The following is a 24,161-nucleotide window of genomic DNA, read 5'->3' as shown; positions in this document are numbered from 1 at the left end:
GGCGCCCGGACCGGCGGGTGGCCGGCGGGCGCACCGGGAGCCGCCGCCCGGGCCCCGCAGCGGCTCGAAGCCGGCCGGCTCCTGCCCGGTGCCCGTACGAGGGTGGGGCGGGATGAGCTGCGGCGACGGAACTCGGCCCCGGTCAGCCCACGAGCAGACCGCAGGCGATGAGCAGCGGCAGCAGGGGGGCGGCGACGGAGCAGCCGACGATCGCCAGCCGCGTCGCACGGTGCGGCGTGGCTTTCGGGGTGAGGAGGCGGTGCAGCCGGACGGCCGCGCTGGGCCCGCCTGCGCCGAAGGCCGCCCGGGGCGTCTGGCCTGCCGCGACCTCGCACATCGCGGTGGCCAGGGTCTCCCGGGAGTGGGAGCGCAGGGCCTGGTCGTCTGCGGCCATCTCCAGCAGCAGGGCGGTCTGCTCGCGGGCGTGCCGGGCGAGCGGCAGTTTCGGGAAGGCGTGTGCGAACGCCTCGGCGGCCGCGTGGCACAGGTGGTGCCGGCCGGTGATATGGGCTCGCTCGTGTGCAAGCACGGCCCGGAGTTGTTCGCGGGAGAGGGTCTTGATCGCTCCTTCGGTCACGACCACCTGGCGGGAGCGTCCGGGCAGGCAGTAGACGGCCGGGGTGTCATGGTCGACGACGACGGCATCGTGCTCGAAGGAGGGGCGGCCCACCATGGCGAGCATGGCCAGGTGGCGGCGCTGGGCGCGCCGGGTGCGCCAGACCGTGCGCAGAAACCAGCCGCCGGGGAGAAGCACGGCGAGGGTCGGCGGCAGCAGGGCGGCAGGGTCGGCGGCGGTGTGCGGTGCCGGGCCGAAGACTGCGGCGCCGGGGAGCAGGCCGCAGGCGGTGAGCAGGCCGAGCAGCCCGTCGTGGACGTGCGGCTCTCGCAGGGCGACGTGGTAGAGGATCAGTGCGACGGTGATGACGAACGTCGCCATCAGTCCGTGCCAGGTGAGGATCGCCAGCCGGGGGGCGTGGTGGGTCCACCGGGCCCGGGCCAGCGCGGTGGGGGCGACGGCACCGATCAGGAGGGCGTATCCGGCGAGCGCCAGGGCCGCTGTCACGTCTGGTTCCTCCGCTGTGCCGCCCGCAGGGCCGAGCGTAGCGCCTCCACCTCGTCCGGCGACATCCGCTCGACGAAGCTCAGGAGTGTGCCGGCGGGGTCGGGGTTGTCGCCCAGCGCGTCGCGCATCAGCGCCGCGGTGTACTGCTGGCGGGTGCAGGTGGGCTCGTACCGCCAGGCCCGCCCTTCCTTCTGCCGTCGGAGCATGCCCTTGCGGTACAGGATCTCGGCGACGGTCTTGACGGTGCTGTAGGCGAGGGGGCGGGTCCTGGTGAGGTCCGCGAGGAGATCTCGCGCGGTGGCCGGGCGCCCCCAGGCCCACAGGCGGGTCATGATCTCCGCCTCCAGCTCACCCAGTGGCCGCACGCGTGTTCCTCCGCCCCGGACTGCCGACGGTGCCGGACCGGCACGGGTTCATCGTAGTGGCCCGGCCGACCGTGGCCGTCGCTGTCCCGCAGGGTCCATGACTGGCACATGACAGCTAAGGAACCTAGCGATACAAGTGGGCCTGGGCACCTGCCTGACATGCCGATACACCTGAAGAGTTCCTTCTCTTACTTCGCCTGGTGCCCCAACAACCTCTGTGACCCACCAGATTGCAGCTAAGTTGTTTAGCTGACTAGTATCCGTCTCCGAGCCTTCGCACGGTCGGCCGCCCATCCGGGGTGGCGGCGGGGGTACCGCCGAGTCCGCGGAGGTCACGCGGAGCCGGGCCCCATGTCCGGCAGGCGGCCGAGGAAGAAGGAGCTCGCCCCCGTGGCGTCCCACCGTCGTCCCAAGCAGCCCACCCGCGCCCGTACGACCGTGCTCACTACCACCGCCGCGGCGGTAGTGGCCCTCACCGCACAGTCGGCTCAGGCCGATCCCCTGCCGGACCCCAACAAGAAAGGGGTGAAGGCGGAGGTCGACCGGCTCTACGAGCAGGCCACCCAGGCGACCGAGAAGTACAACGGCGCCAAAGAGAAGCACGACAAACTGCAGAAGCAGGTCACCAACCTGCAGGACACAGTGGCCCGCGGCCAGGACGAGCTCAACACACTGCGGGACGGCCTGGGGTCGCTGGCCACCGCGCAGTACCGCAGCGGCGGGGTGGACCCCTCCGTGCAGCTCTTCCTCTCCTCCGACCCCGACAGCTACCTGGACAAGGCCGCCGCCCTGGACCAACTCAGCAGTCGGCAGCTCAGCACACTCAAGAAGATCCAGGCCAAGCAGCGCACGCTCGCCCAGCAGCGCGAGGAGGCCTCACAGAAGCTCGCGGACCTCGGGAGCACCCGCAAGGAGCTGAAGGACAAGAAGCAGGAGATCCAGGGCAAGCTCGCCCAGGCCCAAAAGCTCCTCAACACGCTGTCCGCCAAGGAGCGCGCCAAGATCGCCGCCGAGGAGGAGCGGGCCAACCGTGCCAGCGAGCGGGTCGAGCTGGGTAACGAGGCCAGCGGCTCGCAGCGCGCGACCTCCGCCTTCGAGGCGGCCAAGTCCCGGGTCGGCATGCCCTACGTCTGGGGCGCCACCGGGCCGAACTCCTTCGACTGCTCCGGGCTGACCTCCTGGGCCTTCAACCAGGCGGGCATCTCCATCCCCCGCACCTCCCAGGCCCAGGCCAACATCGGCACCCGGATCAACTCCCTGAGCGATCTCAAGCCCGGTGACCTCATCCTCATGCGCACTGACCTGAGCCACGTCGGCTTCTACGCGGGCAACGGGCAGATCCTCCACGCCCCCAAGCCGGGCGCCGTCGTGCGCTATGAGCCGATCAGCACCAGCGGCATGCCGTTCATGTGGGGCGTACGGGTCTGAGCACCGCCTTGGCGACCGGGGACGCGCCCAGGGACCCGCTCCGGCACCGAGAAGGCGGTGCCGGAGCGGGTCAGCCGTGCGGAAGAACAGCCGCTTGAGGATGCCGGGCGGCGCGGAAGCGGCGCAGCCGCGGGCTGTCACCGACGACGAAGACCGACGAGAACGCCAGGGCAATGCCGGCGATCATCGGGTTGAGTACCCCCGTGGCGGCCGGCAAGAACCGCCGCGCCCGCCGTCCGCTCAGGCGCCGGCTGGGCAGTGCGCAGGGTTTCCTCGACGGCCAGGCGCGGCGGCGCGGCGTGCGGCTGGGCGTTTTCTTCGCCGTCGTCTCGCTCTCGTCGCCCACTGCGCCGCCGCCTTCGACGCCGACCCCGACCACTGCACCGCCCCCACGACCGGCGGCACACAGGAGGGAGGCGAAACCCGATGGCCACCGCTCCCGCCACCGCACGCCACGCCCACGGGCACACCCGGGCGCCCGGTCACGCCGACCGTCTGGCCCGCCTGAACAAGATCGAAGGCCAGAGACGCGGCATCGCCCGCATGGTCACCGACGACCGCTCCTGCATCGACGTCCTCACCCAGATCAGCGCCGCCGGCCGCGCCCCGCAGCAAGTCGCCCTCGGCCTCCTCGACGACCCCGTACGCGGCTGCGTCACCGACGCCGCCCGCACCGACCCCGCCCAGGCCGAGGAGAGGTACGCCGAACTCACCGACCCCCTGCGCCGCGCGCTGCGCCTGTGAGGGTTGCCGAACCGGCCGGTACGGGCAGCGTCATTGCGGCGCGCCCGGCGGCATGCATTGCGGACGCACCGCCCTGGCCCTGGGGGGTGAGCGCAGCTGCGGGCTCGGCGGGTCTCATGGGCAGACCATCTCGGCAGGTGCACTTTAGGGGCGTTCCGCTTGGCTGTACGGCCGGTGGAGCGCGGTCCAGGTGCGGCCACCATCGGTGGATTGGTAGATGGTGTCGGTGCTGTCGGCGGCCAGCAGATGCCGGGCGGTTGCGGCGGTGAGCACGGTGGGCTCGCCGCCGGTGGGCAGGCGGCCCTGTTCGGTCCATGTCTGGCCGCCGCGGCTGGTGACCACGCGGCCGTCCGCGGCCAGGGCGACCAGCAGCCCGGACTCCGGTTCGTCGACCGTCACCAGGGCCGGGGCGCCGGGGACGGCCCGGAAGCTGCGTGCGCCGTCGGTGCTGTGGACGAGGCCCTTGCCGGTGGCCGCCCACACCGTCGCGGGGCTGTCGGCGTGGGCGGCCAGGTCGAGCAGCGGCAGGCCGGCCCGGATGTCCCAGGTGCGGCCGCCGTCGGTGCTGGCCCACACCTTTGCGCTCTGGCTGTCGAAGCCGTAGAGGGTGTCGCCCGCCTGCTGGAGGGCGTGGAAGTCGGCCTCGCCCTCGGCGGAGAGGGTCCGCCACGTCCGGCCGGCGTCCGTGCTGCGGATCAGGCCCAGGTGGGGGGAGCGGGCGTCGGGGTCGGCCGGGGCGGGGTGGCCGCTGGCCAGGAACGTGGACGGGCCGGTGACGGTGAAGCCCATGGTGTCCTGGTAGCGGTCGGCGACGCGGACCGCCGTGCCGCCGCCGAGGCGGAAGACGCCGTGGTGGCCGGCGGCGTAGACGGCGCCGTCGGCCGGGTCGACACCCAGGCCGTGCAGGTGCCCGGTCCCCGGATCGGGCACGGCCGCGTGCTGATCCGTGGCGGGAGTGGAGCAGGCCGCCAGCAGCAGCCCCGTGGCGGCCAGGAAGTACGCGGCGCGCCGGGCGCGGCGCCGTATGCGGACGGAAGTCATGGTGGTGTCCAAGCGGGAGGAGAAAGGCGGTGGGCGCGGCGGGTGGGGCGGGCGCGCTTGCCTGGCGCCCGCCCCGTGCTGTCAGCCGCAGGTCAGTTCTTGCCGAGCAGCTCGTTCATCTGCTCGATCTCCGCGCTCTGCGAGGCGATGATCTCTTCGGCCATCTTCTTGGCGGGGGCGTAGGCGCCGTCGGCCTGCTCGGTCTTGGCCATCTCGACCGCGCCTTCGTGGTGCTTGATCATCATTTCCATGAAGGCGGTGTCGAACGCCTTGCCCGAGGCGTTCTCGAGCTCGGTCATCTCCTCGGCCGTCATCATTCCGTCCATGCCGTGCATGGAGTGGTCCATGGCGCCCTCGGCGGGCACCTCCTCGCCCCAGGAGGTCAGCCAGCCGGACAGCGTCTTGATCTCCGGGTCCTGGGCCTTCTTGATGTCGGCGGCGAGCTTCTTCACCTCGGCCGACTGAGCCCGGCCGGGGGCCAGGTCGGCCATCTCGACGGCCTGGCGGTGGTGGGGAATCATCCCCTTCGCGAAGGCGGCGTCGGCGGCGTTGTGCTGTCCCTGCGACGCGGGTGCCGAGGCGGACGAGGAAGCGGTGGCGTTGTGGTCGCCGTGCCCGGCGGCCGAGCTGCCGTCGGTGTCGTTGCCGCCGCAGGCGGCCAGGACGAGTGCTGCCGCACCGGCGGCGGCGACGGCGGCGGTGCGGCGGACGAGGGAACGCTTGCGGATCATGGTGGTGCAACTCCTTCACACGCGCCCACGACAGGGCGCGCGAGATGCGCGGATCGAAAGGGTGTGCGCGAGCGCGGCACCGTTTACCGGCGCATGCCGGGATGCCGGTGCCGAGCGGGCGGCCCTATATCCGCAGAAGTTGCAGCTCGGAAAGGTCGGGCGGCGCCCGACCGAGCTGGGGTGAGCCGGTGGCCGCCACGACGGGAGAAGAGGCGGCGGGCACGTCCAGTACCGCATCGGCCAGCGCCGGCGGCGTATACGCCGAAGCGGTCCCGGCGGCCGCACACGTCCCGTCGGCATGATCGAGGTGACCTGATCCGCCGTCCGTATGCGTGCATCCCCCGTCCGCGTGCGGCACGCCGTCCGCCGCGGCCGTCACCATTTCGTGGCCGGCCCCCGTCTGCGCTGCGAGCACCCCGCCGGGCGCCAGGCCGTGCATGCCCAGCACACCGGTCAGCACCGCGAGCACCAGCAGCACGAACAGCCGCCCGGCGGGGCGGCGGCCTGATCGGGTGCTTCCGGTCACGGCCCCATCGTACGGGCATCCCCTCACCGGCCACCGCCCCGTCGTCCGCCTGTCGCACTGCCTCGCCCCGGCCCGCCCGTCGGCGTCCGCGTGTCGTGGCGGTGCTCGCCTGCCCCGTAGAGCCTCAGGGGATCGCCGGTGTCATGCTCCCTCGCCGGCTTCCGGCACCGGCTTTCCCGGCAGGGTGAAGGCGGCCAGTACCGTGCCCGTGATGTGATCGGCGGCGCGGTCGGAGCTGAGGCCGCCGGTGCGGCTCTCCCCGGCGGCACTGTGCATCACCAAGTGCGGGACGTTGACCAGCCACGCGATCGGCAGATCCGTACGGAAGACCCTTTCCGTGCGGCCGCGAGCGCTCGACGACGCCCGGGCTCAGTGGTGCGCGAGGGCTGCCTCCTCCCGGTCGATTCGCTCGGCGCGCACGGGCGGGGCGCCGCGCACGGCGCTGACGCTGGCCTGAGGGCTGAGGTCGAGGCGCCGGAGCAGCTGGGCGTTCATCGCCACCACGACGGTGGACAGCGACATCAGCAGCGCGCCCACGGCCATGGGCATGACGAAACCGACCGGGGCGAGCACGCCGACGGCCAGCGGCACGGAGATGAGGTTGTACCCGGCGGCCCACCACAGGTTCTGCTTCATCTTGCGGTAGGCGGCGCGGGAGAGCTGGATGACCGACAGCACGGACCGCGGGTCGTCGGAGGCGAGGATGACCCCGGCGGAGGCGATCGCGACATCCGTGCCGGCGCCGATGGCGATGCCGACGTCGGCCTGGGCCAGTGCCGGGGCGTCGTTGACGCCGTCACCGACCATGGCCACGACCCGGCCCTGGCGCTGGAGCTCGGCGACCTTCTCGCTCTTGTGCTCGGGCCGGACCTGGGCGAAGACCTGGTCGATGCCGAGCTGGTCGGCCACGGTGCGGGCGACCGGTTCGGCGTCGCCGGTGATCATCACCACGTGCGCGCCAAGCCGGTGGAGGGCGTCGACGGCCTCGCGGGACTCGGGCCGGATCTCGTCGTCCAGGGCGAGTGCGCCGGCGACGTCGCCGTCGACGAGAACGTGCAGCACCGTGGCGCCGCGCGCGGACCATTCCCCGGTGGCCGCCAGCGCGTCCCGGCCGGAGCCGGTCAGCAGGGCGGGACCTCCCACGGCGACGGTGCGGCCGTCGACCGTGGCGCGCACGCCGACGGCGGCCGAGGCGTGGAAATCCGTGGCCGGCGCGACGGTGAGACCTCGCTCGGCTGCGGCCTCGCGGATGGCGCGGGCGAGCGGGTGCTCGCTGTCGGACTCGGCGGCGGCGGCCAGGGCCAGCAGTTCGTCCTCGCCGCGGGCTCCGGTCGTGGTGATGCCGGTGAGGGCCGGCTGGCCGGCGGTCAGGGTGCCGGTCTTGTCGAACAGGACGGCGTCGACGGTGCGCATCTGCTCCAGCGCCATGCGGTCCTTGACCAGCACCCCGCCCTTGGCGGCGCGCTCCGTGGCGATGGAGACCACCAGCGGGATCGCCAGACCCAGTGCGTGGGGGCAGGCGATGACCAGCACCGTGATCACGCGGATCCAGGCTTGCTCGGGCGTGCCCAGCAGCAGCCAGGCGGTCAGGGCGATCACGGCGGCACCCAGGGCGAACCAGAACAGCCAGCCGGCAGCCTTGTCGGCCAGGCGCTGGGCGCGGGTGGAGGAGGACTGCGCCTGGGCGACCAGGCGCTGGATGCCCGCCAGGGCGGTGTCCTCCCCGACGGCGGAGATCCGCACCCGCAGCGCGTTGTCGGTCGCGACCGTGCCGGCGACGACCTGGTCGCCGATCTCGCGCCGCACCGGCTTGGACTCACCGGTGATCATCGACTCGTCGACGTCGGCCCCGCCGTCGACCACCTCACCGTCGGCCGGGACACGGCCGCCGGGGCGGACGATGACGACGTCACCGAGCCGGAGTTCCGACGGGGCGACGGTGACGACGGTGTCACCGTCGACCCTCTCCGCCTCGTCGGGCAGGAGTGCGGCGAGGGAGTCCAGGGCGGAGGAGGTCTGGGCGAGGGAGCGCATCTCGATCCAGTGACCGAGCAGCATGATCACGACCAGGAGGGCGAGCTCCCACCAGAACTCGAGCTCGTGGGACAGCACGCCGAGCGTGGCGCCCCAGGATGCGAGGAAGGCCACCGTGATGGCCATGCCGATCAGCAGCATCATCCCGGGCTTGCGGGCCTTGAGTTCACTGACGGCTCCCGTCAGGAACGGCCGGCCGCCCCAGACGTAGATCACGGTGCCCAGGACCGGCGAGACCCAGGTGAGCCCGGCCACGTCCGGCAGGTCGTAGCCCAGGATCATTGCGAACATTGGGCTGAGCAGCACAGTGGGAACGGCGAGTGCGAGCATGATCCAGAAAAGCCGGCGGAACTGCCCGATGTGGTCACCGTGACCGCCGTGACCTGTGTGAGACGTGCCGTGGCCGGCGTGCGGGTCCTGACCCCCGTGTCCGCCATGGGCGTGGTCACGCAGGGCATCGGTGTCGACCCCGCCGTGCCGGTCGTGCTCGGGTACCGGGCCGTGCATGGCCTCCCGGGCGCGATCGTGCCCCTCGCCCTGCATGCCCGGGTCCGCTCCGTGCTCGTGATGGGGTGCGCTCATCGCTTCCTCTCCGGGCAGTCCCGTGAGTGGGACACCCTCACTAATACCCTAGGGGGGTATCAATGAAAACCGCGAGCGGGGCGTCGGTATTCCCGTCTGACCCCCAGGCTATGCGGTGAGCACTCCTGTCGGACTTCTGCATCTACACTGGTCAACGGCCTGGGGGAGTGCAGCGAGGGTGCGGCATGGGCGGGACAGTCTTGGACCGGCCACCCCACCAACGGGACGAGATCGCCCACCTCGGCGACCGAGTCGTCACCCGCTGGACCCGCTGCACCGACCTCACGAACCCTCTCACCGCGACCGGTCAGAAGCAGCCGATCGAGCAGGCCCTTGCGGGGACTGCCCGATGATGACCCTGTTGCGGCAGACCCGCTCCTTCTCGCCCGCAGCCCGGCACTACCTCGCCGCCCACCTGTCCGGCGGGCTCGGACTGGCGGCCTGGGCAGTTGGCCTCGTCCTGGGCGTGCGCAACTTCTCCCAGCAGGGCATGTTCCTGATCGGCGGCACCATCGCCGACCGCTTCGGCTACAAGGCTCCGATCATGGCGGGCTGCCTGCTGCGCACCGTCGGCTTCGGCCTGCTCGGCTGGGTCGACAGCCTGCCCGCCCGGATCGCCGCCGCGGCGGCCACCGGCTTCGCCGGCGCGCTGTTCAATCCGGTCGTCCGTACCTATCTCGCCGCCGAGGCCGGTGACCGGCGCGTGGACGCCTTCGCCACCTTCAACGTCTACTACCAGGCCGGCATGCTGCTCGGCCCGCTGGTCGAAATCGCCCTCCTGGCCGCCGACTTCCGCCTCGTGTGCACGGTGGCCGCTGCCGTCTTCGCCGTACTGACCGTGCTGCAGTGGCGGGCACTGCCCGTACGCCGCGGCGACACCGCCGATGCCACGGCCGCGCCGGAAGGGGTGCTCGCACAGTGGCGCATTGTCGTGGCCAACCGGCCCTTCCTGCTCTTCTCCACGGCGATGATCGGCTCGTACGTGCTGACCTTCCAGGTCTGCCTCGCCCTGCCCCTGGCCGCGCAGGGTGCGCTCGGCTCAAGGGGCACGTGGGCGGCCAGCGGACTGTTCGTGGTCTCCGCGGCCGTCGCGGTCGGCGGCCAGCTACGGCTGACCGGCTGGACGAAGAAGCGCTGGAGTCCCGCCCAGGCATTGGTACGCGGACTGGCCGCGATGGGCCTGGCCTTCCTGCCCCTGGCTCTCACTCCCTCAGGCGCCACAGCCGCCGTCCTGGCCGCCCTTGTGATGGCGATGGCACTGCTCGCGGCCGGCAGCTCGGTGCTCTACCCGTTCGAGATGGACACCGTCGTCACGCTCGTCGGCAACCGCCTCGTCGCCACGCACTACGGCCTGTACAACACCGTCTCCGGTGTGGGTATCACCCTGGGCAACCTCGCCACCGGCGCTCTCTGGGACTTCGCCGCAAGCCACGACGTCCTCTGGCTGACCTGGTGCGCCCTGACCGCCGCCGGGCTGGCGTGCGCGTCATCCGTCGCAGCGCTCGCCCGCAGCGGGCGCCTGGCCGTACACCAGGAGCCGCAACTCGCGCCCGCCTGACCTGTGGCTGGCTGCGGCGCCGTCTGGCCGGAGACCGTGTACGCGGCCCAGCTCAACGATGTTCTGGCCCGGACTGCCCCATCACCCCCAGGAACCGCTTAGCATCTCCCCTGATGAAGAGCCGGGCGCCGCTGGCGCAGCGCAACAACCGCGGAGCGTGGTGGACCACTCCTCCCGCGGCGCTCGGCCCTGCCCTGGCTTTGCTGCTCGCCGCGCTGGTCATGTGCCTGGGCTACGGGGCCCACGGCGGGGTCGGCGGCCACGCAAGCCCCATGACGGCCATGACCAGCGTTTCGTCCGGGCAGGCGCCGGCAGGCGGCTCGACCGGGCACCACACCATGTCGTCCGTGCAGCAGTACGACTGTCCTGCCGGTGACGTGTGCTGTGCTCCGGCCGTCCACATCGGCGGCGCAGTGTTCGCCACCCCCGTCCAGTCCGTGCCGGCAATCCTGCCCCGCACGCCGGGTCTTCCCCAACCACCGGACAGCCCCACACTCCTCGCCGCGCGCCCCCCGCCCGACGAGGCTCCTGATCTCCACGTCCTGCAGGTGCAGCGGACCTGATCGGATGCCTGGGCCCCGCACGCTCGCGCGTACCTGGGCACCGAGCACCATCCGCTCTCCCGTCGCACCCACCGCCGCCGCACGACCACACCAAGGCGGAGAAGAGGACACTCACTCATGAGCAAGACCAGCAAGAAGGCCGCCGCCGTCAGCCGGAAGGAACGCATCGAGGCGATGCGTCGCGCCGAGCGAGTCCGGGAGCGCCGCAGCCGCATCCTCACCATCACGCTCAGCACGGTCATCGTCGCCGGGCTGGTCGGATGGGGCGGGTACGCCCTCAACAGCGCCAACGAGAAGAGCGAGCAGCAGGCGGCCGAGGCGAAGAAGCCCGTCCAGGGTGAGAAGACCTGGGAGGCGAAGAAGCTCACCCGCAACCACGTCCCCGGCTCCGTGAAGTACGCGATGAGCCCGCCGGTCGGCGGCGACCACAGCCAGGCGTGGATGACCTGCGAGGGCACCGTCTACACCGAGGCGATACCGAACGAGAACGCCGTCCACTCCCTCGAGCACGGCGCGGTCTGGGTCACCTACAACGACAAGGCCCCCGACGCCGACATCAAGGCTCTCGGGGACAAGGTCGCCAAGACCCCGTACAGCCTGATGAGCCCGGTCCAGGGCCAGTCCGGGGCGATCACGCTGTCGGCCTGGGGGCGCCAGCTCACCGTGGACAAGGCATCCGATCCGCGGATCGACCGGTTCTTCACCAAGTACGTCCAGGGGCCCCAGACCCCCGAGCCGGGGGCCGCCTGCTCGGGCGGCCTGACGGCGTCATGACCGGCACGCTCATGACGGAACGAGCCACGGCGCCGGAAGGGGCACCCGGCCCACGGCCCGGCCTCACCCGCCGGCTGACCGTCGGCGCGGCGGCCCTCGTCGCCGTGGTCGTGGCCCTGTCGGTCCTGGTCACGGTGAGCAAGGAGGACGAGCGGGCGGCCGGCGTTCCGGCTGCGGACTCCGCCGACGCGGGGTTCGCCCGCGACATGGCCGTCCACCACCAGCAGGCGGTGGAGATGTCCTACATCGTCCGTGACCGCACGGCCGACGAGGACATCCGGCGTCTGGCGTACGACATCGCGCAGACGCAGGCCAACCAGCGCGGCATGCTGCTCGGCTGGCTCGATCTGTGGGAGCTGCCGAAGATCTCGCCCGATGGGTACATGGCGTGGATGCCCGGTGGCCACGAGGGCCACGAGCCGAAGGGCGGGGCCCTGATGCCGGGCATGGCCACGACCGCGGAACTCGGCCGGCTCGGCGAGCTCGAGGACGATCAGGCGGAGATTCTCTACCTCCAGCTCATGATCGACCACCACATCAGCGGCGTCGACATGGCCCGTGCCTGTGTCTCGCAGTGCGAGGTGGGCACCGAGCGGAAGCTGGCGCAGAGCATGGTCGAGGGCCAGCAGTCGGAGGTGGAGTTGATGACCGCCTTGCTGAAGGAGCGCGGGGCCGCGCCAAGGTAATCCTGCCGCAACTCGTGGGACCTTCCCTCCAAGCAGGCGGGAAGGTCCCCCACGGGCCCGTTCGATCAACGTCGGTCAGGACGCAGCCTCCGCTCTTACCGATCATGCGTCTCGTTGGCGGGCCCGGGATGGTCGGCGCGCCAGGACAGGGCGACGAGGAGCAGACCGCCGCAGACGATGAAGACGTCCGCGAGGTTGAAGGTGGGCCACCAGCCGGTGTGCAGGTAGTCGGTGACGACGCCGTCGGCGGCCCGGTCGAGGAGGTTGGCTGCGGCGCCGCCGAGGATGGCGGCGAGCGCGATCCCCCACAGCAGCCGCCCGGCGGGCGTGGTGCGCCACAGAGCGACGGCCACGCCCGAGGTGATCAGTGCGGTGACGGCGAGCACGATCCAGCCGGGCGCATTCGCTGCCAGGGAGAAGGCGACGCCGGGGTTGAAGGCGAGTTGCAGGTCCACCGGCCCGCCCTCGATTGGCCGGCCGTCGAGGGCGGTGGTGGCCCACGCCTTGAGGCCCAGGTCGGTTCCGGCGATCGCGGCGGCCGCCAGCAGCAGCCCCAGGCGGCGCCGGGTCCGCCCGGCAGCCACCGCTGCCGGGCGGGCCGTGGTGCGGCCGGGCGTCACGCCGCGACCCCGGCCGGCGCGGGCGCGCTCTCGCGGACCGGGGCGGGGGCCGGGGGCAGCGGCTTGGTGCGCCCGGCGCGGACGCCGTTGCCGATGATGACGATCTCGGCGATCTCGTGGACCGCGACGACGGCGGCGAGGCCGAGGACGCCGAGCAGGGCGAGCGGCATCAGGCCGATGATGATCGCCAGGGACAGGCCGACGTTCTGCAGCATGATGCGCCGCGCCCGGCGGGCGTGGTCCAGGGCCTGCGGGAGGTGGCGCAGATCTTCGCCCATCAATGCGACGTCGGCGGTCTCGATGGCGACGTCGGTGCCCATGGCCCCCATGGCGATGCCCAGGTCGGCGGTGGCCAGGGCGGGGGCGTCGTTGACGCCGTCGCCGACCATCGCGGTGGAGCGGGTGGTGCGGAGTTCGCCGATGATGCGGGCCTTGTCTTCGGGGCGCAGGTCCGCGTGGACGGTGTCGATGCCGGCCTCGGCGGCCAGCGCCTTGGCGGTGCGCTCGTTGTCGCCGGTGAGCATCGCCACCGTCAGCCCGCTGGCGTGGAGGCGGTCGATGACCTCACGGGCCTCCGGGCGCAGTTCGTCGCGCACGGCGATGGCGCCGATCACTTGTCCGTCGTCCTCGATCAGGACGGCCGTCGCTCCCGAGTTCTGCATGGCGGTGACGTCCCCGGCCAGCGGGCCGGGCTCGATCCAGCCGGGCCGGCCGAGCCGGACCGGGCGGCCGTTAAGGCGTCCGGTGAGGCCGGCGCCGGTGACCGCTTCGACCTCCGTGGCGGTGGGTACCTCGGGTGCGGCCGCCAGGATGGCCTTGGCGAGGGGGTGTTCGCTGCGGGCCTCCAGGGCGGCGGCCACGGCCAGCACGGTGTCGCGGCTGCGGCCGTCCAGGGTGGCGACCTGGACCACGGTGGGCTGGTTGCGGGTGAGCGTGCCGGTCTTGTCCAGCGCGACGGTGCGTACGGCGCCGAGGGCCTCCATGGCGGCGCCGCCCTTGACGAGGACGCCGAGCTTGCTGGCCGCGCCGACCGCGGCGACCACGGTGACGGGCACGGAGATCGCCAGCGCACACGGGGAGGCGGCGACCAGGACGACCAGAGCCCGCTCGATCCAGGTGGACGGGTCGCCCAGCAGGGAGCCGGCCAGGGCGATCAGGGCGGCGGCGACCATGATGCCGGGCACCAGCGGTTTGGCGATCTTGTCGGCGAGGCGCTGGCTGGCGCCCTTGCGGGCCTGCTCGGCCTCCACGATCTTCACGATCCGGGCGAGGGAGTTGTCCTCGGCCGTGCTGGTGACCTCGACCTCGAGCACGCCGGTGCCGTTGATCGCGCCCGCGTACACCTCACTGCCCGGCCCCGCCTCGACGGGGACGGACTCGCCGGTGATGGCGGAGACGTCCAGCGCGGTGCGGCCGGTGCGGACGGTGCCGTCGGTGGCGATCCGCTCGCCGGGCCGGACCACCATGGTGTCGCCGAGGCGCAGCCCGGCCGGGGCGATGGTCTGCTCGGTGCCGTCGCGCAGCACGGTCGCCTGCTCGGGCACCAGGTTCAGCAGGGCGCGCAGGCCGCGCCGGGCGCGGGCCAGGGAGTACTCCTCCAGGCCCTCGCTGATGGAGTACAGGAAGGCCAGCATGGCGGCCTCGCCGACCTCGCCGAGGATGACCGCGCCGACGGCGGCGATCGTCATCAGCGTGCCGACGCCGATCCTGCCCTTGGCCAGCCGGCGCAGGGTGGCGGGCACGAAGGTCCAGGCGCCGACCACGAGGGCGAGCACGTTCAGCGCCGTCACCACGGTGTCAAAGGCGCCGGCCCAGCCGGCTATCAGCCCCGCCAGCAGCAGGACGCCGGCCACGGCGGCGGCCCGCAGTTCGCTGACCTCCCACAGCTTCTCCGGCGCGCGCTCCTCCTCACCTTCGACGGTGTTCTTCTCGTCGCCGCAGCCGCACGCGTCGCTCATCGGTCGTCTCCGTCGTTCTTCAGGGCCGACGGCGCCGTCGAGGTGCCGTAGGTGGGGCACAGGTCAACCGCCTCGCCGGTCGCGGCGAGCAGCTGCTCGGCGGCGGCCAGCAGGTCCAGCAATTCCGGGCGGGCCAGGAAGTACAGGGAGGCCCGGCCCTGGGGGCGGGAGTCGACCAGGTTGCAGTCACGCAGGCAGGACAGGTGCGCCGAGACCGTGGACTGCGCCAGCCCCACGCAGCCGACCAGGTCCACGACCTTGGCCTCACCCTGGGCCAGGTGCATCAGGATCGCGAGGCGGGCCGGGTCGCCCAGCGAGCGGAACAGGGCCACCGCCGCCGACGGCGCCCCGCACGCGGTGGTGGCCGCCGGTGCGGCCTCCGTGCTATTCATCGCCATAGGGCGATGATAGCTGTCGTACTCGATGTCATCTATGGGGGTCGTGTCATGCTGATGAACCGGATCGAGAAGGCGGCGGTCGACAGTCCCGCCCGCCGGGCGCTGCAACGCTTCTACGAGGTCCCGGCTCTGCTGAGGCTGGCCGGCGGCCCGCTGCCGCCCGGCTCGAAGGCGGTGGAGATCGGCTGCGGCTCCGGCTACGGCACGCGGATGATCATCGACCGCTTCCGCGCCGCCCGCGTCGACGCGATCGACCTGGACGAGAGCATGGTGGCCAAGGCCCGGCGCCGTCTCGTGGACCGGCCGGGCCGGGTCCGCCTGGCGGTGGGCGACGCCACCGACCTCAGGGCCGCCTTCGGCGCGGAGGCCGATACGTACGACGCGGCGTTCGACTTCGCGATCATCCACCACATCCCCGACTGGCGCTCCGCCGTCGCAGAGATCGCCCGCGTGCTCAAGCCGGGCGGGGTGTTCGTCTTCGACGAGGTCACCGCGCACGCCCTGGCCCGCCCTTCCTACCGGCTGCTGTTCGAGCACCCCGAACACGACCGGTTCACGGCGCAGGACTTCCTCGCTGAACTCCCGCGCCACGGGCTCGACGTCCACGGGGCGCGCACGAAGATTCGTGGCGACTACCTGCTCGGCGCCGCCCGTAAGCACCCGGTCAGGGGGTGAGCACGATGGCGATCGCGGCCCTGGTCCTGTTCGCCGTGTTCCTCCTGTTGGATGGCGGGGTACGGATCGCCGTCCATCGGCGCCGCACCAGCCAGAGCGGGGTGCGGCGCCCGGTTGGCGCCTTCCACTGGGGCGCCCGGCCGGCCGGCGCGCTCGGCGGCCTCGCCACCGGCGTTGCAGCCCCGGTGGCGGATCTTCTCGACCTGGGCGTCAGCCATGGAGGGCCTCCTCGCTGCCCTCGTCGGCGGGGCAGGAGTAGTCGTCCGGGGCGCATACCCGGTCGGCAGGGCCCTCCTCGTCGACGAGCAGGACCAGGGCGGCCAGGTCCGCGAAGGCATCGGCGAGTTTGGGGTCGGCCAGTGCGTAGCGGACCCGCCGACCGACAGGGACGGTACACACCAGCCCGCAGCCGCGCAGACAGGACAGGTGGTTCGACACGTTCCCGCGGGTCATGCCCAGTGTGTCGGCGCGATCCGAGGGATAGGCGGGCGCTGCAGCAGAGCCAGCAGCAGCCGGCGCCGGTTCTCGTCGGCCAGCGCGGTGCCGACCCGGGCCAGCGCCGCGGCGTTCACGGCGACCGCAGGGCCGCCGAGGTGACTCGTCTCCACACCCGCAACAGTTCAGTCGAACCTGAATTAAGCCCAGCCTGAACCTGGATGAGGCTGTGGGCAGTGCGAGCGGGCTCGTGCACGGCAGTGGCACTGAACAGGCCGCCACGGGGATTCGTGGCGGCCCTTTGCGGTGCGGTATCCGCTGCGGGCCAGCAGGATTTCGGCGTACTTCTGCGGCGAGATGGCGGTCAGGGGGTGTTCTTGACCAGGAGGGGCAGGTCGTGGGCGTAGTCGTCGACCGTGGTGCCGTGGGTGTAGAGGACGCGGCCCTTGTTGTCGCCGGGGGTGAAGGCGACGACCTGGGTCCCGTGATCTGAGGTGACGGTGCCGTCGTGGTGCTTTGTGGGGTCTTCCACCGAGATGCCGACGCTGAGCGCGGCCTTCTTGACCTTGGTCAGGTCGCCGGACAGGCCGGTGAAGTTCGGCCCGAAGGACTTCAGCCAGGTGCCCAGGCTTTCGGGGGTGTCGCGTTCGGGGTCGGTGGTGACGAAGACGACCTGGACGTTGTCCCGCACGGCCTGGGGCTGCTGGGCCAGGGCGGCGGAGATGTCGCTCATGGTGGTGGGGCACACGTCGGGGCAGTTGGTGTAACCGAAGAAGACCAGCGTGGTCTCGCCGGCGGTCTGCTTGCGCAGGTCGAAGGGCTTGCCGGTGGTGCCGGTCAGCACCAGGTCCGGCTTGGCGAAGCCGGGATTCATCGCGGTGCCGCGGTAGGGGGAGTCGCTCGCGGCGGAGAGCGCGGCGGGCTTGTCGGTCTCGTGGTGGGCGCCGGATGTGCCGCAGCCGGCCAGGAGGGCCGCGGCGATGAGGGCGGTGGCGGACAGGCGAAGAGCGCGGGTGCGGTGCATGGGTGTCAGGTCCGATTCGTGGTGGGGCGTGCGGCGGGTGCGGGGGCGAGGACGGCGCGGATCAGGGCGCGGCCGCGGCCGGTGAGCGTGTACATCACCAGCCGTCCCTGGCGGCGTGAGGTGGCCAGGCCGGCCTGGCGCAGCTGGCGCAGGTGGTGGGAGACGAGGTTTTGGGCCTGGCCGACGACCCAGGCCAGGTCGCACACGCACAGCTCGCCGCCCTCGGCCAGGGCGGCGGCCACCGTCAGTCGGGTGGGGTCGGCCAGGGCCTTGGCGGCCTGGGAAGCCTTCTCCAGGTCGGGAAGGTGCGGCATGCCGCTGCGGATGGCCTCGGCGACCGGCAGGTCCAGGCACAGCAGATCGCAGGCATCCGCCTCTGGCCGTTCCGAACTCACGTGGATCCTTTCGTTCGCGTCGTGGGTGTGGCCGGGGCTTTAGATGCCGACGGTGAAGCCGGCGGACCAGGACTGCATGTGGCTGATCAGGTAGCTCCAGACGCCGGTGATCATCAGCAGGCCCATGGCGATCATCATGAGGCCGCCGATGCGCATGACCCACTGGTAGTGGGCCTTGACCCAGGTGAAGACGCCCATCGCCTTACGGAAGGCGAGCCCTGCCGCGAGGAACGGCAGGCCCAGTCCCGCGCAGTAGGCCACCGTCAGCACCGCGCCGCGTGAGGCGCTGGCCTCGCTGAAGGCGAGGGCCTGCACGGCGGCCAGGGTCGGGCCGATGCATGGCGTCCAGCCCAGCCCGAACAGCACCCCGAGCAGCGGGGCGCCGGCCAGGCCGGCCGCAGGGCGGCGGTGCAGCCGCCACTCCCGGCTCATCCCCGGCAGCACGCCCATGAACGACAGCCCCATGACGATGGTCAGTCCGCCCAGGACCCGGATGAGGAGGTCCTGGTGTTCCAGCAGCGTGTTGCCGGCGTAGCCGAAGGCGGCGCCGAAGGAGACGAACACGGCCGTGAACCCGGCCAGGAACAGCAGCGTGCCGGCCACGATGCGGCCACGCCGCGCTTCGGCCAGATCCGCGCCGGTCACCCCGGTGACATAGGAGAGGTAGCCGGGCACCAGCGGCAGCACGCACGGCGAGAAGAAGGACACCGCCCCGGCCAGCGCGGCGATCGGCAGCGCCAGCAGCAGCGACCCGGTCAGCACGGTGGACTCAACGCCCGCGGCCATCTGCACGGCTCAGCCCTCCTTCAGCACGGGGGCGAGCAGTTCGCGCAGTTCGGCCTCGTTGACGGCCTTCAGGGCGCGGGCGGCGATGCGGCCTTCGCGGTCGATGACGATCGTGCTGGGGATCGCCGAGGGGGAGACGATGCCCTTGAACTTCAGCATCTGCCGCCCGGCAGGGTCCCACAGGCTGGGGTAGGTGATGCCGTAGTCCTTCTCGAAGTTCCGCGCGTTCGTCTGCGTGGAGTCGCGGGTGTTGATGCCGAGGAAGACCACGCCCCGGTCCTTGGTGTCCTGGTGGACCTTCTGCAGGTGCGGCGCCTCGGCCCGGCATGGGTTGCACCACGAACCCCACACGTTCATCACGACGACCTTGCCGCGGTAGTCCGCCAGTGCGAGCTGCTCGCCGGTCAGGGTCTCGCCCCGCACGTCCGGCGCGGACTTGCGGTCGGCGGCGGCGATGGTGAGCAGCTGCCGCGGCGCCGCCGAACCGGACGAGTCGTCCTGAGCCCCGCCCTGGGAGCAGCCGGCCGCAGCCAGGGCAGCAAGCGGCAGCGCGAGCAGGGCGGTACGGCGCGCTATCCCCGCGCCGAGGGATGAAGTGGTCATCACAAGGGCTTTCTGGTGGTGCTCAACTGTGGGGTACGAGGTCAGAGGAGGGTGGTCCAGTACAGCCAGAACCGCTGAAGGATCAGCACCGCGACGGCCAGATACCAGCAGGTCAGCACCACGCCGTGGTAGCTGGCCAGCGCGCTTGCCGCGCGCCGCACCGAAGCGGGCACGGGCAGGTACCTGCGGGTGACGGCGTGGAGGGTGGTGTACCAGAAGACGGGGATCATCACCGCCCACACGACCATGCAGTACGGGCACAGGGCGCCGATCCGGTACAGGCTCTGGAAGATCAGCCAGTGGACGAAGACCACGCCGAAGACGACGCCGGCCTGCAGGCCCCACCACAGCCGGCGCGGCAGCACCGCACCGGTCAGCAGCAGCACGCCGATGGTGGTGACCACGGCGAAGCCGGCGATGCCCAGCAGCGGGTTGGGGAAGCCGAACACCTCCGCCTGCGGCGTGGTCATCACCGACCCGCAGCTGAGGACCGGGTTGATGCTGCACGACGGGCTGTAGGAAGGGTCCTTGAGCAGGGCGATCTTCTCGACCGTCAGTGTGAAGGCGGCCAGGAACCCGATCGCGCCCCCGGCCGTGAGCACCCACGCCACAAGGCGCCGTCCCACCGGCTCGCCGTCCCGGCTGCCAGGCACCCGGGCCCCGGTGGCGGGTGCGGCGGCGGTCACTTGGCCAGCTCCGCCTCGATGGCCGCCTTGAAGTCCTCCGCCGTCTGGATCTGCGGGCGCTGGCCGTTGATGAAGAAGGTCGGTGTGCCCTGCACCCCGAGCGCGAGGCCGTCCTGGCGGTCCTTCTCCACCCGCTTCGCGGTGGCCGGGTCCTTCCAGTCCGCCTCGAACTTCTTCATGTCCAGCCCGAGCTCCTTGGCGAAGCCGCGGAAGGTCTTCTCGTGCGAGACCTGCTGATCCCCCCAGCTCTCCTGGGTCTGGTACATCTTCTGGTACATCGCCTCGAGCCTGCCCTGTGCGGCGGCGGCCTCCACCGCCCGCGCGGCCAGCTCGGCGTTCTTGTGGCTGGGTATCGGGAAGTAGCGCATCACGAACGTCACCCGGCCCTCGTACTCCTCGCGCAGCTGCTCCACGACCGGGAAGGCCGCCCGGCACGACTCGCACTCCAGGTCCAGGAACTCCACCACGGTGACCTTGCCGTCCTTCGCCGTCGACAGCCGGTGGCTGTCCGGCCGGACCAGCACCGACGCCGGGGCGGCCTTGCCCTGATCGGCGTCCGTTTTGTCGGCGGACGCTTGGGGGGTGCGGTTGGCCGCCAGCAGTGCGGCGACGACCGCCAGGACGACGGCGACCAGCGCGAGGGAGACCTTGAGGTTTTTCGTCATGAGCCTTCAACCGATGGGGAGAGCGGGAACACGGACACGCGCGCCTCCCCCCAGCCCGGCACAACCTCCGCAACCGCCGACGACGCATCGACACCCTAACGGACGTTGATATCTCCGCCCGCGCCACCCCTCAAAGGACTCCGATGGACAACGCGGCCTTCAGGAAACCTTGGCGCACTCACCGCCGCCGGGTGCCGGAAGGTCTTCGCGGACAAGCAGTCCGGCGGGCACGCCCTCTGCCCCGAACTGACGGCGTGCCACGCCTTCCTCGACCCCGGCGACACCCTCGTCGTCCCCTCACTCGACCGCTACGGCCGGAGCCTCCAGGGCCTCATCCAGGTCAAGAGTCGCAGGGAACCGCCCGGGTCTTCCCCGGCGTTGCCCGACCGGACCCCTGCGCCGCCACTACGGCCCGCTCCGGCAGCCCGCGCCAGCTGACCCCGCAGGCGGAGGCGGGGATGCTCGTCACCCGCCATCGGCCGCAGTCTCTTGTCGCAGCCCCCGGGCCCGGCTTCAGGAGGACCGGCCCGTCAGCAGACCGTTCAGCACCCCGGCCCGGTACGACACCTGCGAGGTAAGGGGGCGCGCTAGGTGCCGCATCGACGCATCTGCCGGCCACTGGATGCGTCCGATGGGCAACTGCAGGACGAGCGGGGCGTCGGGGGCCAGGACATGGAAGTCGTTGGCCTCGTAGTACGGGGCCAGGTGCGGCTTGTGGGTGTGGATGCCGCCCAGCATCGCCTGGTAGCCCTGGCGGGTGTAGGAGCGGACCAGGTGGTCGACGAGTTGGTGACCGAGCCCCTGCCCGCGGGCGCTGTCGGCCACGGGCACCGCCTCTAGCGGTGATTTGTTGACTTGGGGCAGAGTCCGCAGTAGACCGGCAGGTGGGGGATTCCCGCAGGTCGGAGGTGGTCGTGATGGTGACCGCGAGGCGTCCGTGCCCGCCGGCCCCGGGACCGCTGGAGGACTATGCGACCCGGTTCGACGACCTCTTCTCCTCGCTGGCGCAGCGGCGTGGGTTCCGGGAGTACCTGGCCGGGCTGCTGCTGCCGCGGGATCGGAACAAGACGCTGACCTGCCTGGCCGGAGCGGAGCCGATCGTGGGGGCCCAGCACTCGGGGGTGCAGCGGCTGCAGTTCTTCCTCTCCGAGTCGACCTGGGACCCCGAGCGGGTCAACGCGCGGCGGCTGGAGCTGCTGCGGGCCGATCCGGCGACGGTCCCGCACGCCCATGGGGTGCTGGTCATCGACGACTCCGGGGACCGCAAGGACGGCACCGCGACCGCGCACGTCGGGCGGCAGTGGCTGGGCCGGTACGGCAAGACCGACAACGCCGTGGTCACCGTGACCACGCTGTGGGCGGACGAGCGCCTGTACTATCCGCTGCACGCGGTGCCCTACACCCCGGCCCACCACTTCCCGCAGGGGAAAAGTGATTCGGCCTTCCGCACCAAGTGGCGGATCGCCGCGGGGCTGGCCGGCCGGGCCCGGGCCGCCGGATTCCCCTTCCGGGCGGCGGTGGCCGACGGCGCCTACGGCGATCTGGACGACTTCCGCTGCGAACTGCACGCCGTAGGCGTGCCGTTCGTGATGGCCGTCAAGCGCCGCCGCGGCATCTGGGCCTACGGTGACCAGGCCCGTACCCCGGTGGACGCCGCCCGCGAGCTGGCCTGGGACGGCCCCGGGGAGCCCGGGGACTGGACCGCGGTGGTGCGCACCTTCCGCGACGGGCACACCGCCATCTGGTGGGCCGCCGACGCCACCTTGGGCTTTTGGGGACCGGACGGCCTGACGCGGCTGGTGGTGGCCACCGCCGACCCGGCCACCCTGCCGGAGCAGGCCACCTGGTACCTGGCCACCGACCTGCCCCGGCCCGGCTCGCCCCGCGCCGCCGAGTCCCCCTACCCGCCCGCGAACCTGGCCGAGATCGTGCGGATCTACGGCATCCGGAACTGGATCGAGCAGGGCTACAAGCAGGTCAAGGACGAGTTGGGCTGGGCCGACTTCCAGGTCCGCTCCGATGCCGCGATCCGCCGTCACCAGACCCTGGTCACCTGCGCGTTCACCTTCTGCTGGGAGGCGTGGTCCCCCGACCGGGAACCTGAGAACACGTCGGCGGAGGGCACCACTGCCGGAGAGAGGGGGGCCTGCACGGGCAGCTCCACCCCCACCACCGTGCTGGCCCAAGGCGATTCGCGCCGTCCGCAGCTGGCTGACCCCCGCGGTCGCGCTGCAACGCTGGTGGCGGGCCTGGTCCAACGCGCCCCCGCCGTCCGGGCTCCAGGCCCTGATCGACGCGGCCACCACCGGACAGGCCCTCAACCTTTACTCCCTGATTTAACAAACCACCGCTAGGGTCCGTCTTCAAAGATCAGCAGGTGATGGATCATGGCAGGGTGGTACGTCGTCATGAACTCACCGATCAGGAGTAGGAGTTGCTCGCTCCGCTGATACCGAGAGCCGCCACGGGCCGGCCACGCGTGGACGACCGGCAGGTCGTCAACGGCATGGTCTACAAGATCCGTACCGGGATCTCGTGGCGCGACCTGCCGCAACGCTACGGTCCGTGGCAGACGGTCTACACCCGCTTCCGCCGCTACGCCCTGGACGGCGTGTTCACCCGGGCCCTGCAGCAGATTCGGGCCCGGGCGGACGCGGTCGGGGACATCGACTGGCTGGTGCAGATCGACTCCACCATCGTCCGCGCCCACCAGCACGCCGCCGCGACCGGGCGAAAAGGGGGCGGCACCGGTCGGACGAACCGGACGATCACGCCCTCGGCCGATCCAGAGGCGGACTGACCACCAAGATCCACCTTGCCTGCGACGGCAAGGGCCGCCCGTTGGCCCTCCTCGTGACACCCGGCCAGCGTCACGACAGCACCTGCGCACAGACCCTGCTCGAACGTATCCGCGTCCCCCGCGCCGACCTCGGCCGGCCGCGCTGCAGACCCGACCAGGTCATCGCCGACAAGGCCTACAGCTCCCGCGGCCTCCGCGCCTACCTGCGCAAACGCGGCATCGCACACACCATCCCGGAGAAGGCCGACCAGCAGCGCCACCGGCTGAACCGCGGCCGCCGAGGCGGCAGACCACCCGGGTTCGACCGGCAGACCTACCGCCGCCGCAACACCGTCGAGCGCTGCTTCAACCAGCTCAAGGGCTTCCGCGGCATCGCGACCAGATACGACAAGACCGCCACCTCCTACGAAGCGGCGGTCTCTCTCGCATCGTTCCTGCTCTGGGCGAGATCCGTTTAAAGACGGACCCTAGTTCGACGAGCGCTCTCGACAACAGCAGGCACAGCGGTCGGCCGAGGCTGGCTTGCATCTCCATCAGCCACTGGACCGGCGGGATCGCGTGCGCCAGGCCGACGACCGGTCCGTCGGGCTGCCCCTGGGCGAGCAGCAGGGTTGCGGTGCCGAACTGGGGCGGCAGCCGCCATCCGGTGCGCATCCGGTCGATGATCTCCTCGGGCGTCGCGTCGTCGAGGAAGTCGACCGGCTTCAGCAGCGCGCACGGCCTCGGGGTCGTCGTCGGGGGTGGCCGGGCGGATCAGATAGCGGCCGTGCACCTGCGGTGCTTCGGCGCTGTCCGGCCGCGGTTCCCGTGGCGCGCTGCGGCACTCCGCCCGTCGTCGAGAGGCTCGTCCCATGCCCATCATCGTGCCTCAACCACACCAGGAGCCCGCCGCGTTGGTTTGAAAGGCATACGGCCGGGGCCGGCGGCTAGGGCCTGTTTTAGAAGTCGGTAGCCTGCCTGGTTGGCCGCCCGGGGTGACGGCGGGCGGCCAACCAGATGGTGAGGTCGAGGGCGATGGCGT

31 protein-coding genes are annotated in these 24,161 nt (G+C 71.8%); 10 read left to right on the top strand and 21 right to left on the bottom strand.

What is annotated here, in order from left to right:
- Nucleotides 1-142 precede the first annotated feature (142 nt).
- Both ACWEQO_RS27300 and ACWEQO_RS27295 read right to left on the bottom strand, forming a co-directional pair.
- Nucleotides 143-1,063 carry a M56 family metallopeptidase gene (locus ACWEQO_RS27300; protein ID WP_452985611.1) on the bottom strand — a complete coding sequence of 307 codons (921 nt, stop codon included), beginning with the start codon at nucleotides 1,061-1,063 and terminating at the stop codon, nucleotides 143-145.
- On the bottom strand, nucleotides 1,060-1,428 hold the full coding sequence (locus tag ACWEQO_RS27295; protein ID WP_384669769.1) for a BlaI/MecI/CopY family transcriptional regulator: 369 nt from the start codon (nucleotides 1,426-1,428) through the stop codon (nucleotides 1,060-1,062). Before ACWEQO_RS27295 ends, ACWEQO_RS27300 begins: the two co-directional genes overlap by 4 nt.
- Before the next feature lie 390 nt (nucleotides 1,429-1,818).
- On the opposite strand from ACWEQO_RS27295, the gene ACWEQO_RS27290 reads away from it, so the two are divergent.
- Complete coding sequence (locus ACWEQO_RS27290; RefSeq protein ID WP_452985610.1) at nucleotides 1,819-2,856, top strand: NlpC/P60 family protein; 1,038 nt, start codon at nucleotides 1,819-1,821, stop codon at nucleotides 2,854-2,856.
- A 70-nt stretch (nucleotides 2,857-2,926) separates the two neighbouring features.
- On the opposite strand, the gene ACWEQO_RS27285 is transcribed toward ACWEQO_RS27290, so the two are convergent.
- Nucleotides 2,927-3,202, bottom strand: a complete 276-nt coding sequence (locus tag ACWEQO_RS27285; protein ID WP_452985651.1) for a hypothetical protein — start codon at nucleotides 3,200-3,202, stop codon at nucleotides 2,927-2,929.
- Between the two features lie 80 nt (nucleotides 3,203-3,282).
- Here ACWEQO_RS27285 and ACWEQO_RS27280 point away from each other — a divergent pair, with 80 nt between their 5' ends.
- Nucleotides 3,283-3,600, top strand: coding sequence for a metal-sensitive transcriptional regulator (locus ACWEQO_RS27280; RefSeq protein ID WP_452985609.1), 318 nt, complete (start codon nucleotides 3,283-3,285; stop codon nucleotides 3,598-3,600).
- A 144-nt stretch (nucleotides 3,601-3,744) separates the two neighbouring features.
- On the opposite strand, the gene ACWEQO_RS27275 is transcribed toward ACWEQO_RS27280, so the two are convergent.
- The 5 genes from ACWEQO_RS27275 to ACWEQO_RS27255 form a co-directional block, all read right to left on the bottom strand.
- A complete protein-coding gene (locus ACWEQO_RS27275) occupies nucleotides 3,745-4,641 on the bottom strand; it encodes a F510_1955 family glycosylhydrolase (RefSeq protein ID WP_452985608.1) in 897 nt (298 codons plus the stop codon).
- 92 nt (nucleotides 4,642-4,733) lie between these two features.
- Nucleotides 4,734-5,372 carry a DUF305 domain-containing protein gene (locus ACWEQO_RS27270; RefSeq protein ID WP_452985607.1) on the bottom strand — a complete coding sequence of 213 codons (639 nt, stop codon included), beginning with the start codon at nucleotides 5,370-5,372 and terminating at the stop codon, nucleotides 4,734-4,736.
- Between the two features lie 124 nt (nucleotides 5,373-5,496).
- Nucleotides 5,497-5,898: a DUF6153 family protein gene (locus ACWEQO_RS27265; RefSeq protein ID WP_452985606.1), complete on the bottom strand. Its 402-nt coding sequence runs from the start codon at nucleotides 5,896-5,898 to the stop codon at nucleotides 5,497-5,499.
- Nucleotides 5,899-6,039: 141 nt separating this feature from the next.
- Nucleotides 6,040-6,180, bottom strand: coding sequence for a hypothetical protein (locus tag ACWEQO_RS27260; RefSeq protein WP_452985605.1), 141 nt, complete (start codon nucleotides 6,178-6,180; stop codon nucleotides 6,040-6,042).
- 87 nt (nucleotides 6,181-6,267) lie between these two features.
- On the bottom strand, nucleotides 6,268-8,514 hold the full coding sequence (locus ACWEQO_RS27255; protein WP_452985604.1) for a heavy metal translocating P-type ATPase: 2,247 nt from the start codon (nucleotides 8,512-8,514) through the stop codon (nucleotides 6,268-6,270).
- Nucleotides 8,515-8,863: 349 nt separating this feature from the next.
- Between ACWEQO_RS27255 and ACWEQO_RS27250 the strand changes: the two genes are divergently transcribed.
- The 4 genes from ACWEQO_RS27250 to ACWEQO_RS27235 all read left to right on the top strand — a co-directional run bounded on the left by ACWEQO_RS27250 (nucleotide 8,864) and on the right by ACWEQO_RS27235 (nucleotide 12,095).
- The gene (locus ACWEQO_RS27250; protein WP_452985603.1) at nucleotides 8,864-10,072 is read left to right on the top strand and encodes an MFS transporter; all 1,209 of its coding nucleotides are present in this window, start codon (nucleotides 8,864-8,866) and stop codon (nucleotides 10,070-10,072) included.
- Nucleotides 10,073-10,185: 113 nt separating this feature from the next.
- Complete coding sequence (locus tag ACWEQO_RS27245) at nucleotides 10,186-10,635, top strand: hypothetical protein (protein ID WP_452985602.1); 450 nt, start codon at nucleotides 10,186-10,188, stop codon at nucleotides 10,633-10,635.
- A gap of 117 nt (nucleotides 10,636-10,752) precedes the next feature.
- Complete coding sequence (locus tag ACWEQO_RS27240) at nucleotides 10,753-11,409, top strand: DUF3105 domain-containing protein (protein ID WP_452985601.1); 657 nt, start codon at nucleotides 10,753-10,755, stop codon at nucleotides 11,407-11,409.
- Between the two features lie 11 nt (nucleotides 11,410-11,420).
- The gene (locus tag ACWEQO_RS27235) at nucleotides 11,421-12,095 is read left to right on the top strand and encodes a DUF305 domain-containing protein (RefSeq protein WP_452985600.1); all 675 of its coding nucleotides are present in this window, start codon (nucleotides 11,421-11,423) and stop codon (nucleotides 12,093-12,095) included.
- 95 nt (nucleotides 12,096-12,190) lie between these two features.
- Here the strand turns inward: ACWEQO_RS27235 and ACWEQO_RS27230 are convergent, their stop codons facing one another.
- Genes ACWEQO_RS27230 through ACWEQO_RS27220 form a run of 3 tightly spaced genes read right to left on the bottom strand, consistent with a single transcriptional unit; the run spans nucleotide 12,191 to nucleotide 15,071 of the window.
- Nucleotides 12,191-12,715, bottom strand: a complete 525-nt coding sequence (locus tag ACWEQO_RS27230) for a signal peptidase II (protein ID WP_452985599.1) — start codon at nucleotides 12,713-12,715, stop codon at nucleotides 12,191-12,193.
- Nucleotides 12,712-14,673: a heavy metal translocating P-type ATPase gene (locus ACWEQO_RS27225; protein WP_452985598.1), complete on the bottom strand. Its 1,962-nt coding sequence runs from the start codon at nucleotides 14,671-14,673 to the stop codon at nucleotides 12,712-12,714. Before ACWEQO_RS27225 ends, ACWEQO_RS27230 begins: the two co-directional genes overlap by 4 nt.
- A complete protein-coding gene (locus ACWEQO_RS27220; protein WP_452985597.1) occupies nucleotides 14,670-15,071 on the bottom strand; it encodes an ArsR/SmtB family transcription factor in 402 nt (133 codons plus the stop codon). The genes ACWEQO_RS27225 and ACWEQO_RS27220 overlap by 4 nt, the downstream gene beginning before the upstream one ends.
- 6 nt (nucleotides 15,072-15,077) lie before the next feature.
- Between ACWEQO_RS27220 and ACWEQO_RS27215 the strand changes: the two genes are divergently transcribed.
- A complete protein-coding gene (locus ACWEQO_RS27215; protein ID WP_452985596.1) occupies nucleotides 15,078-15,746 on the top strand; it encodes a class I SAM-dependent methyltransferase in 669 nt (222 codons plus the stop codon).
- Here ACWEQO_RS27215 and ACWEQO_RS27210 read toward each other — a convergent pair.
- The 9 genes from ACWEQO_RS27210 to ACWEQO_RS27170 form a co-directional block, all read right to left on the bottom strand.
- On the bottom strand, nucleotides 15,704-15,964 hold the full coding sequence (locus ACWEQO_RS27210) for a hypothetical protein (RefSeq protein ID WP_452985595.1): 261 nt from the start codon (nucleotides 15,962-15,964) through the stop codon (nucleotides 15,704-15,706). The two genes, ACWEQO_RS27215 and ACWEQO_RS27210, sit on opposite strands and share 43 nt — an antisense overlap.
- The gene (locus ACWEQO_RS27205; protein WP_452985594.1) at nucleotides 15,957-16,199 is read right to left on the bottom strand and encodes a helix-turn-helix domain-containing protein; all 243 of its coding nucleotides are present in this window, start codon (nucleotides 16,197-16,199) and stop codon (nucleotides 15,957-15,959) included. Before ACWEQO_RS27205 ends, ACWEQO_RS27210 begins: the two co-directional genes overlap by 8 nt.
- Nucleotides 16,196-16,354 carry a hypothetical protein gene (locus ACWEQO_RS27200; RefSeq protein ID WP_452985593.1) on the bottom strand — a complete coding sequence of 53 codons (159 nt, stop codon included), beginning with the start codon at nucleotides 16,352-16,354 and terminating at the stop codon, nucleotides 16,196-16,198. The genes ACWEQO_RS27205 and ACWEQO_RS27200 overlap by 4 nt, the downstream gene beginning before the upstream one ends.
- A 191-nt stretch (nucleotides 16,355-16,545) precedes the next feature.
- The gene (locus ACWEQO_RS27195) at nucleotides 16,546-17,205 is read right to left on the bottom strand and encodes an SCO family protein (protein WP_452985592.1); all 660 of its coding nucleotides are present in this window, start codon (nucleotides 17,203-17,205) and stop codon (nucleotides 16,546-16,548) included.
- A 5-nt stretch (nucleotides 17,206-17,210) separates the two neighbouring features.
- Nucleotides 17,211-17,600 carry an ArsR/SmtB family transcription factor gene (locus ACWEQO_RS27190; RefSeq protein WP_452985591.1) on the bottom strand — a complete coding sequence of 130 codons (390 nt, stop codon included), beginning with the start codon at nucleotides 17,598-17,600 and terminating at the stop codon, nucleotides 17,211-17,213.
- Between the two features lie 39 nt (nucleotides 17,601-17,639).
- A complete protein-coding gene (locus ACWEQO_RS27185; protein ID WP_452985646.1) occupies nucleotides 17,640-18,386 on the bottom strand; it encodes a cytochrome c biogenesis CcdA family protein in 747 nt (248 codons plus the stop codon).
- Nucleotides 18,387-18,395: 9 nt separating this feature from the next.
- Nucleotides 18,396-18,989 (bottom strand): TlpA family protein disulfide reductase, encoded by a 594-nt coding sequence (locus tag ACWEQO_RS27180; protein WP_452985590.1) that lies wholly within the window; start codon nucleotides 18,987-18,989, stop codon nucleotides 18,396-18,398.
- A gap of 41 nt (nucleotides 18,990-19,030) precedes the next feature.
- Nucleotides 19,031-19,675, bottom strand: a complete 645-nt coding sequence (locus ACWEQO_RS27175) for a vitamin K epoxide reductase family protein (RefSeq protein WP_452985589.1) — start codon at nucleotides 19,673-19,675, stop codon at nucleotides 19,031-19,033.
- Nucleotides 19,672-20,340, bottom strand: a complete 669-nt coding sequence (locus tag ACWEQO_RS27170) for a DsbA family protein (RefSeq protein WP_452985588.1) — start codon at nucleotides 20,338-20,340, stop codon at nucleotides 19,672-19,674. The genes ACWEQO_RS27175 and ACWEQO_RS27170 overlap by 4 nt, the downstream gene beginning before the upstream one ends.
- A 105-nt stretch (nucleotides 20,341-20,445) precedes the next feature.
- Here ACWEQO_RS27170 and ACWEQO_RS27165 point away from each other — a divergent pair, with 105 nt between their 5' ends.
- The gene (locus ACWEQO_RS27165; protein WP_452985587.1) at nucleotides 20,446-20,778 is read left to right on the top strand and encodes a recombinase family protein; all 333 of its coding nucleotides are present in this window, start codon (nucleotides 20,446-20,448) and stop codon (nucleotides 20,776-20,778) included.
- Nucleotides 20,779-20,853: 75 nt separating this feature from the next.
- On the opposite strand, the gene ACWEQO_RS27160 is transcribed toward ACWEQO_RS27165, so the two are convergent.
- Entirely contained in the window at nucleotides 20,854-21,165 is a 312-nt protein-coding gene (locus ACWEQO_RS27160) for a hypothetical protein (RefSeq protein WP_452985586.1), read from the bottom strand.
- Nucleotides 21,166-21,260: 95 nt separating this feature from the next.
- On the opposite strand from ACWEQO_RS27160, the gene ACWEQO_RS27155 reads away from it, so the two are divergent.
- Both ACWEQO_RS27155 and ACWEQO_RS27150 read left to right on the top strand, forming a co-directional pair.
- The gene (locus ACWEQO_RS27155; RefSeq protein WP_452985645.1) at nucleotides 21,261-22,694 is read left to right on the top strand and encodes an IS701 family transposase; all 1,434 of its coding nucleotides are present in this window, start codon (nucleotides 21,261-21,263) and stop codon (nucleotides 22,692-22,694) included.
- Nucleotides 22,695-22,774: 80 nt separating this feature from the next.
- Nucleotides 22,775-23,598, top strand: a protein-coding gene (locus tag ACWEQO_RS27150; protein ID WP_452985585.1) for an IS5 family transposase whose coding sequence is annotated in 2 segments (ribosomal slippage) — nucleotides 22,775-23,105 and nucleotides 23,105-23,598 — 825 coding nt in all. Because the reading frame shifts where the segments join, the coding sequence is not laid out codon by codon here.
- The last annotated feature ends 563 nt before the right edge of the window (nucleotides 23,599-24,161 follow it).

The sequence above is a fragment of the Streptomyces sp. NPDC004051 genome (assembly GCF_053604275.1).
The sequence above is the reverse complement of the archived record's forward strand: the minus strand, read 5'-3'. Positions and strand labels throughout refer to the sequence as shown.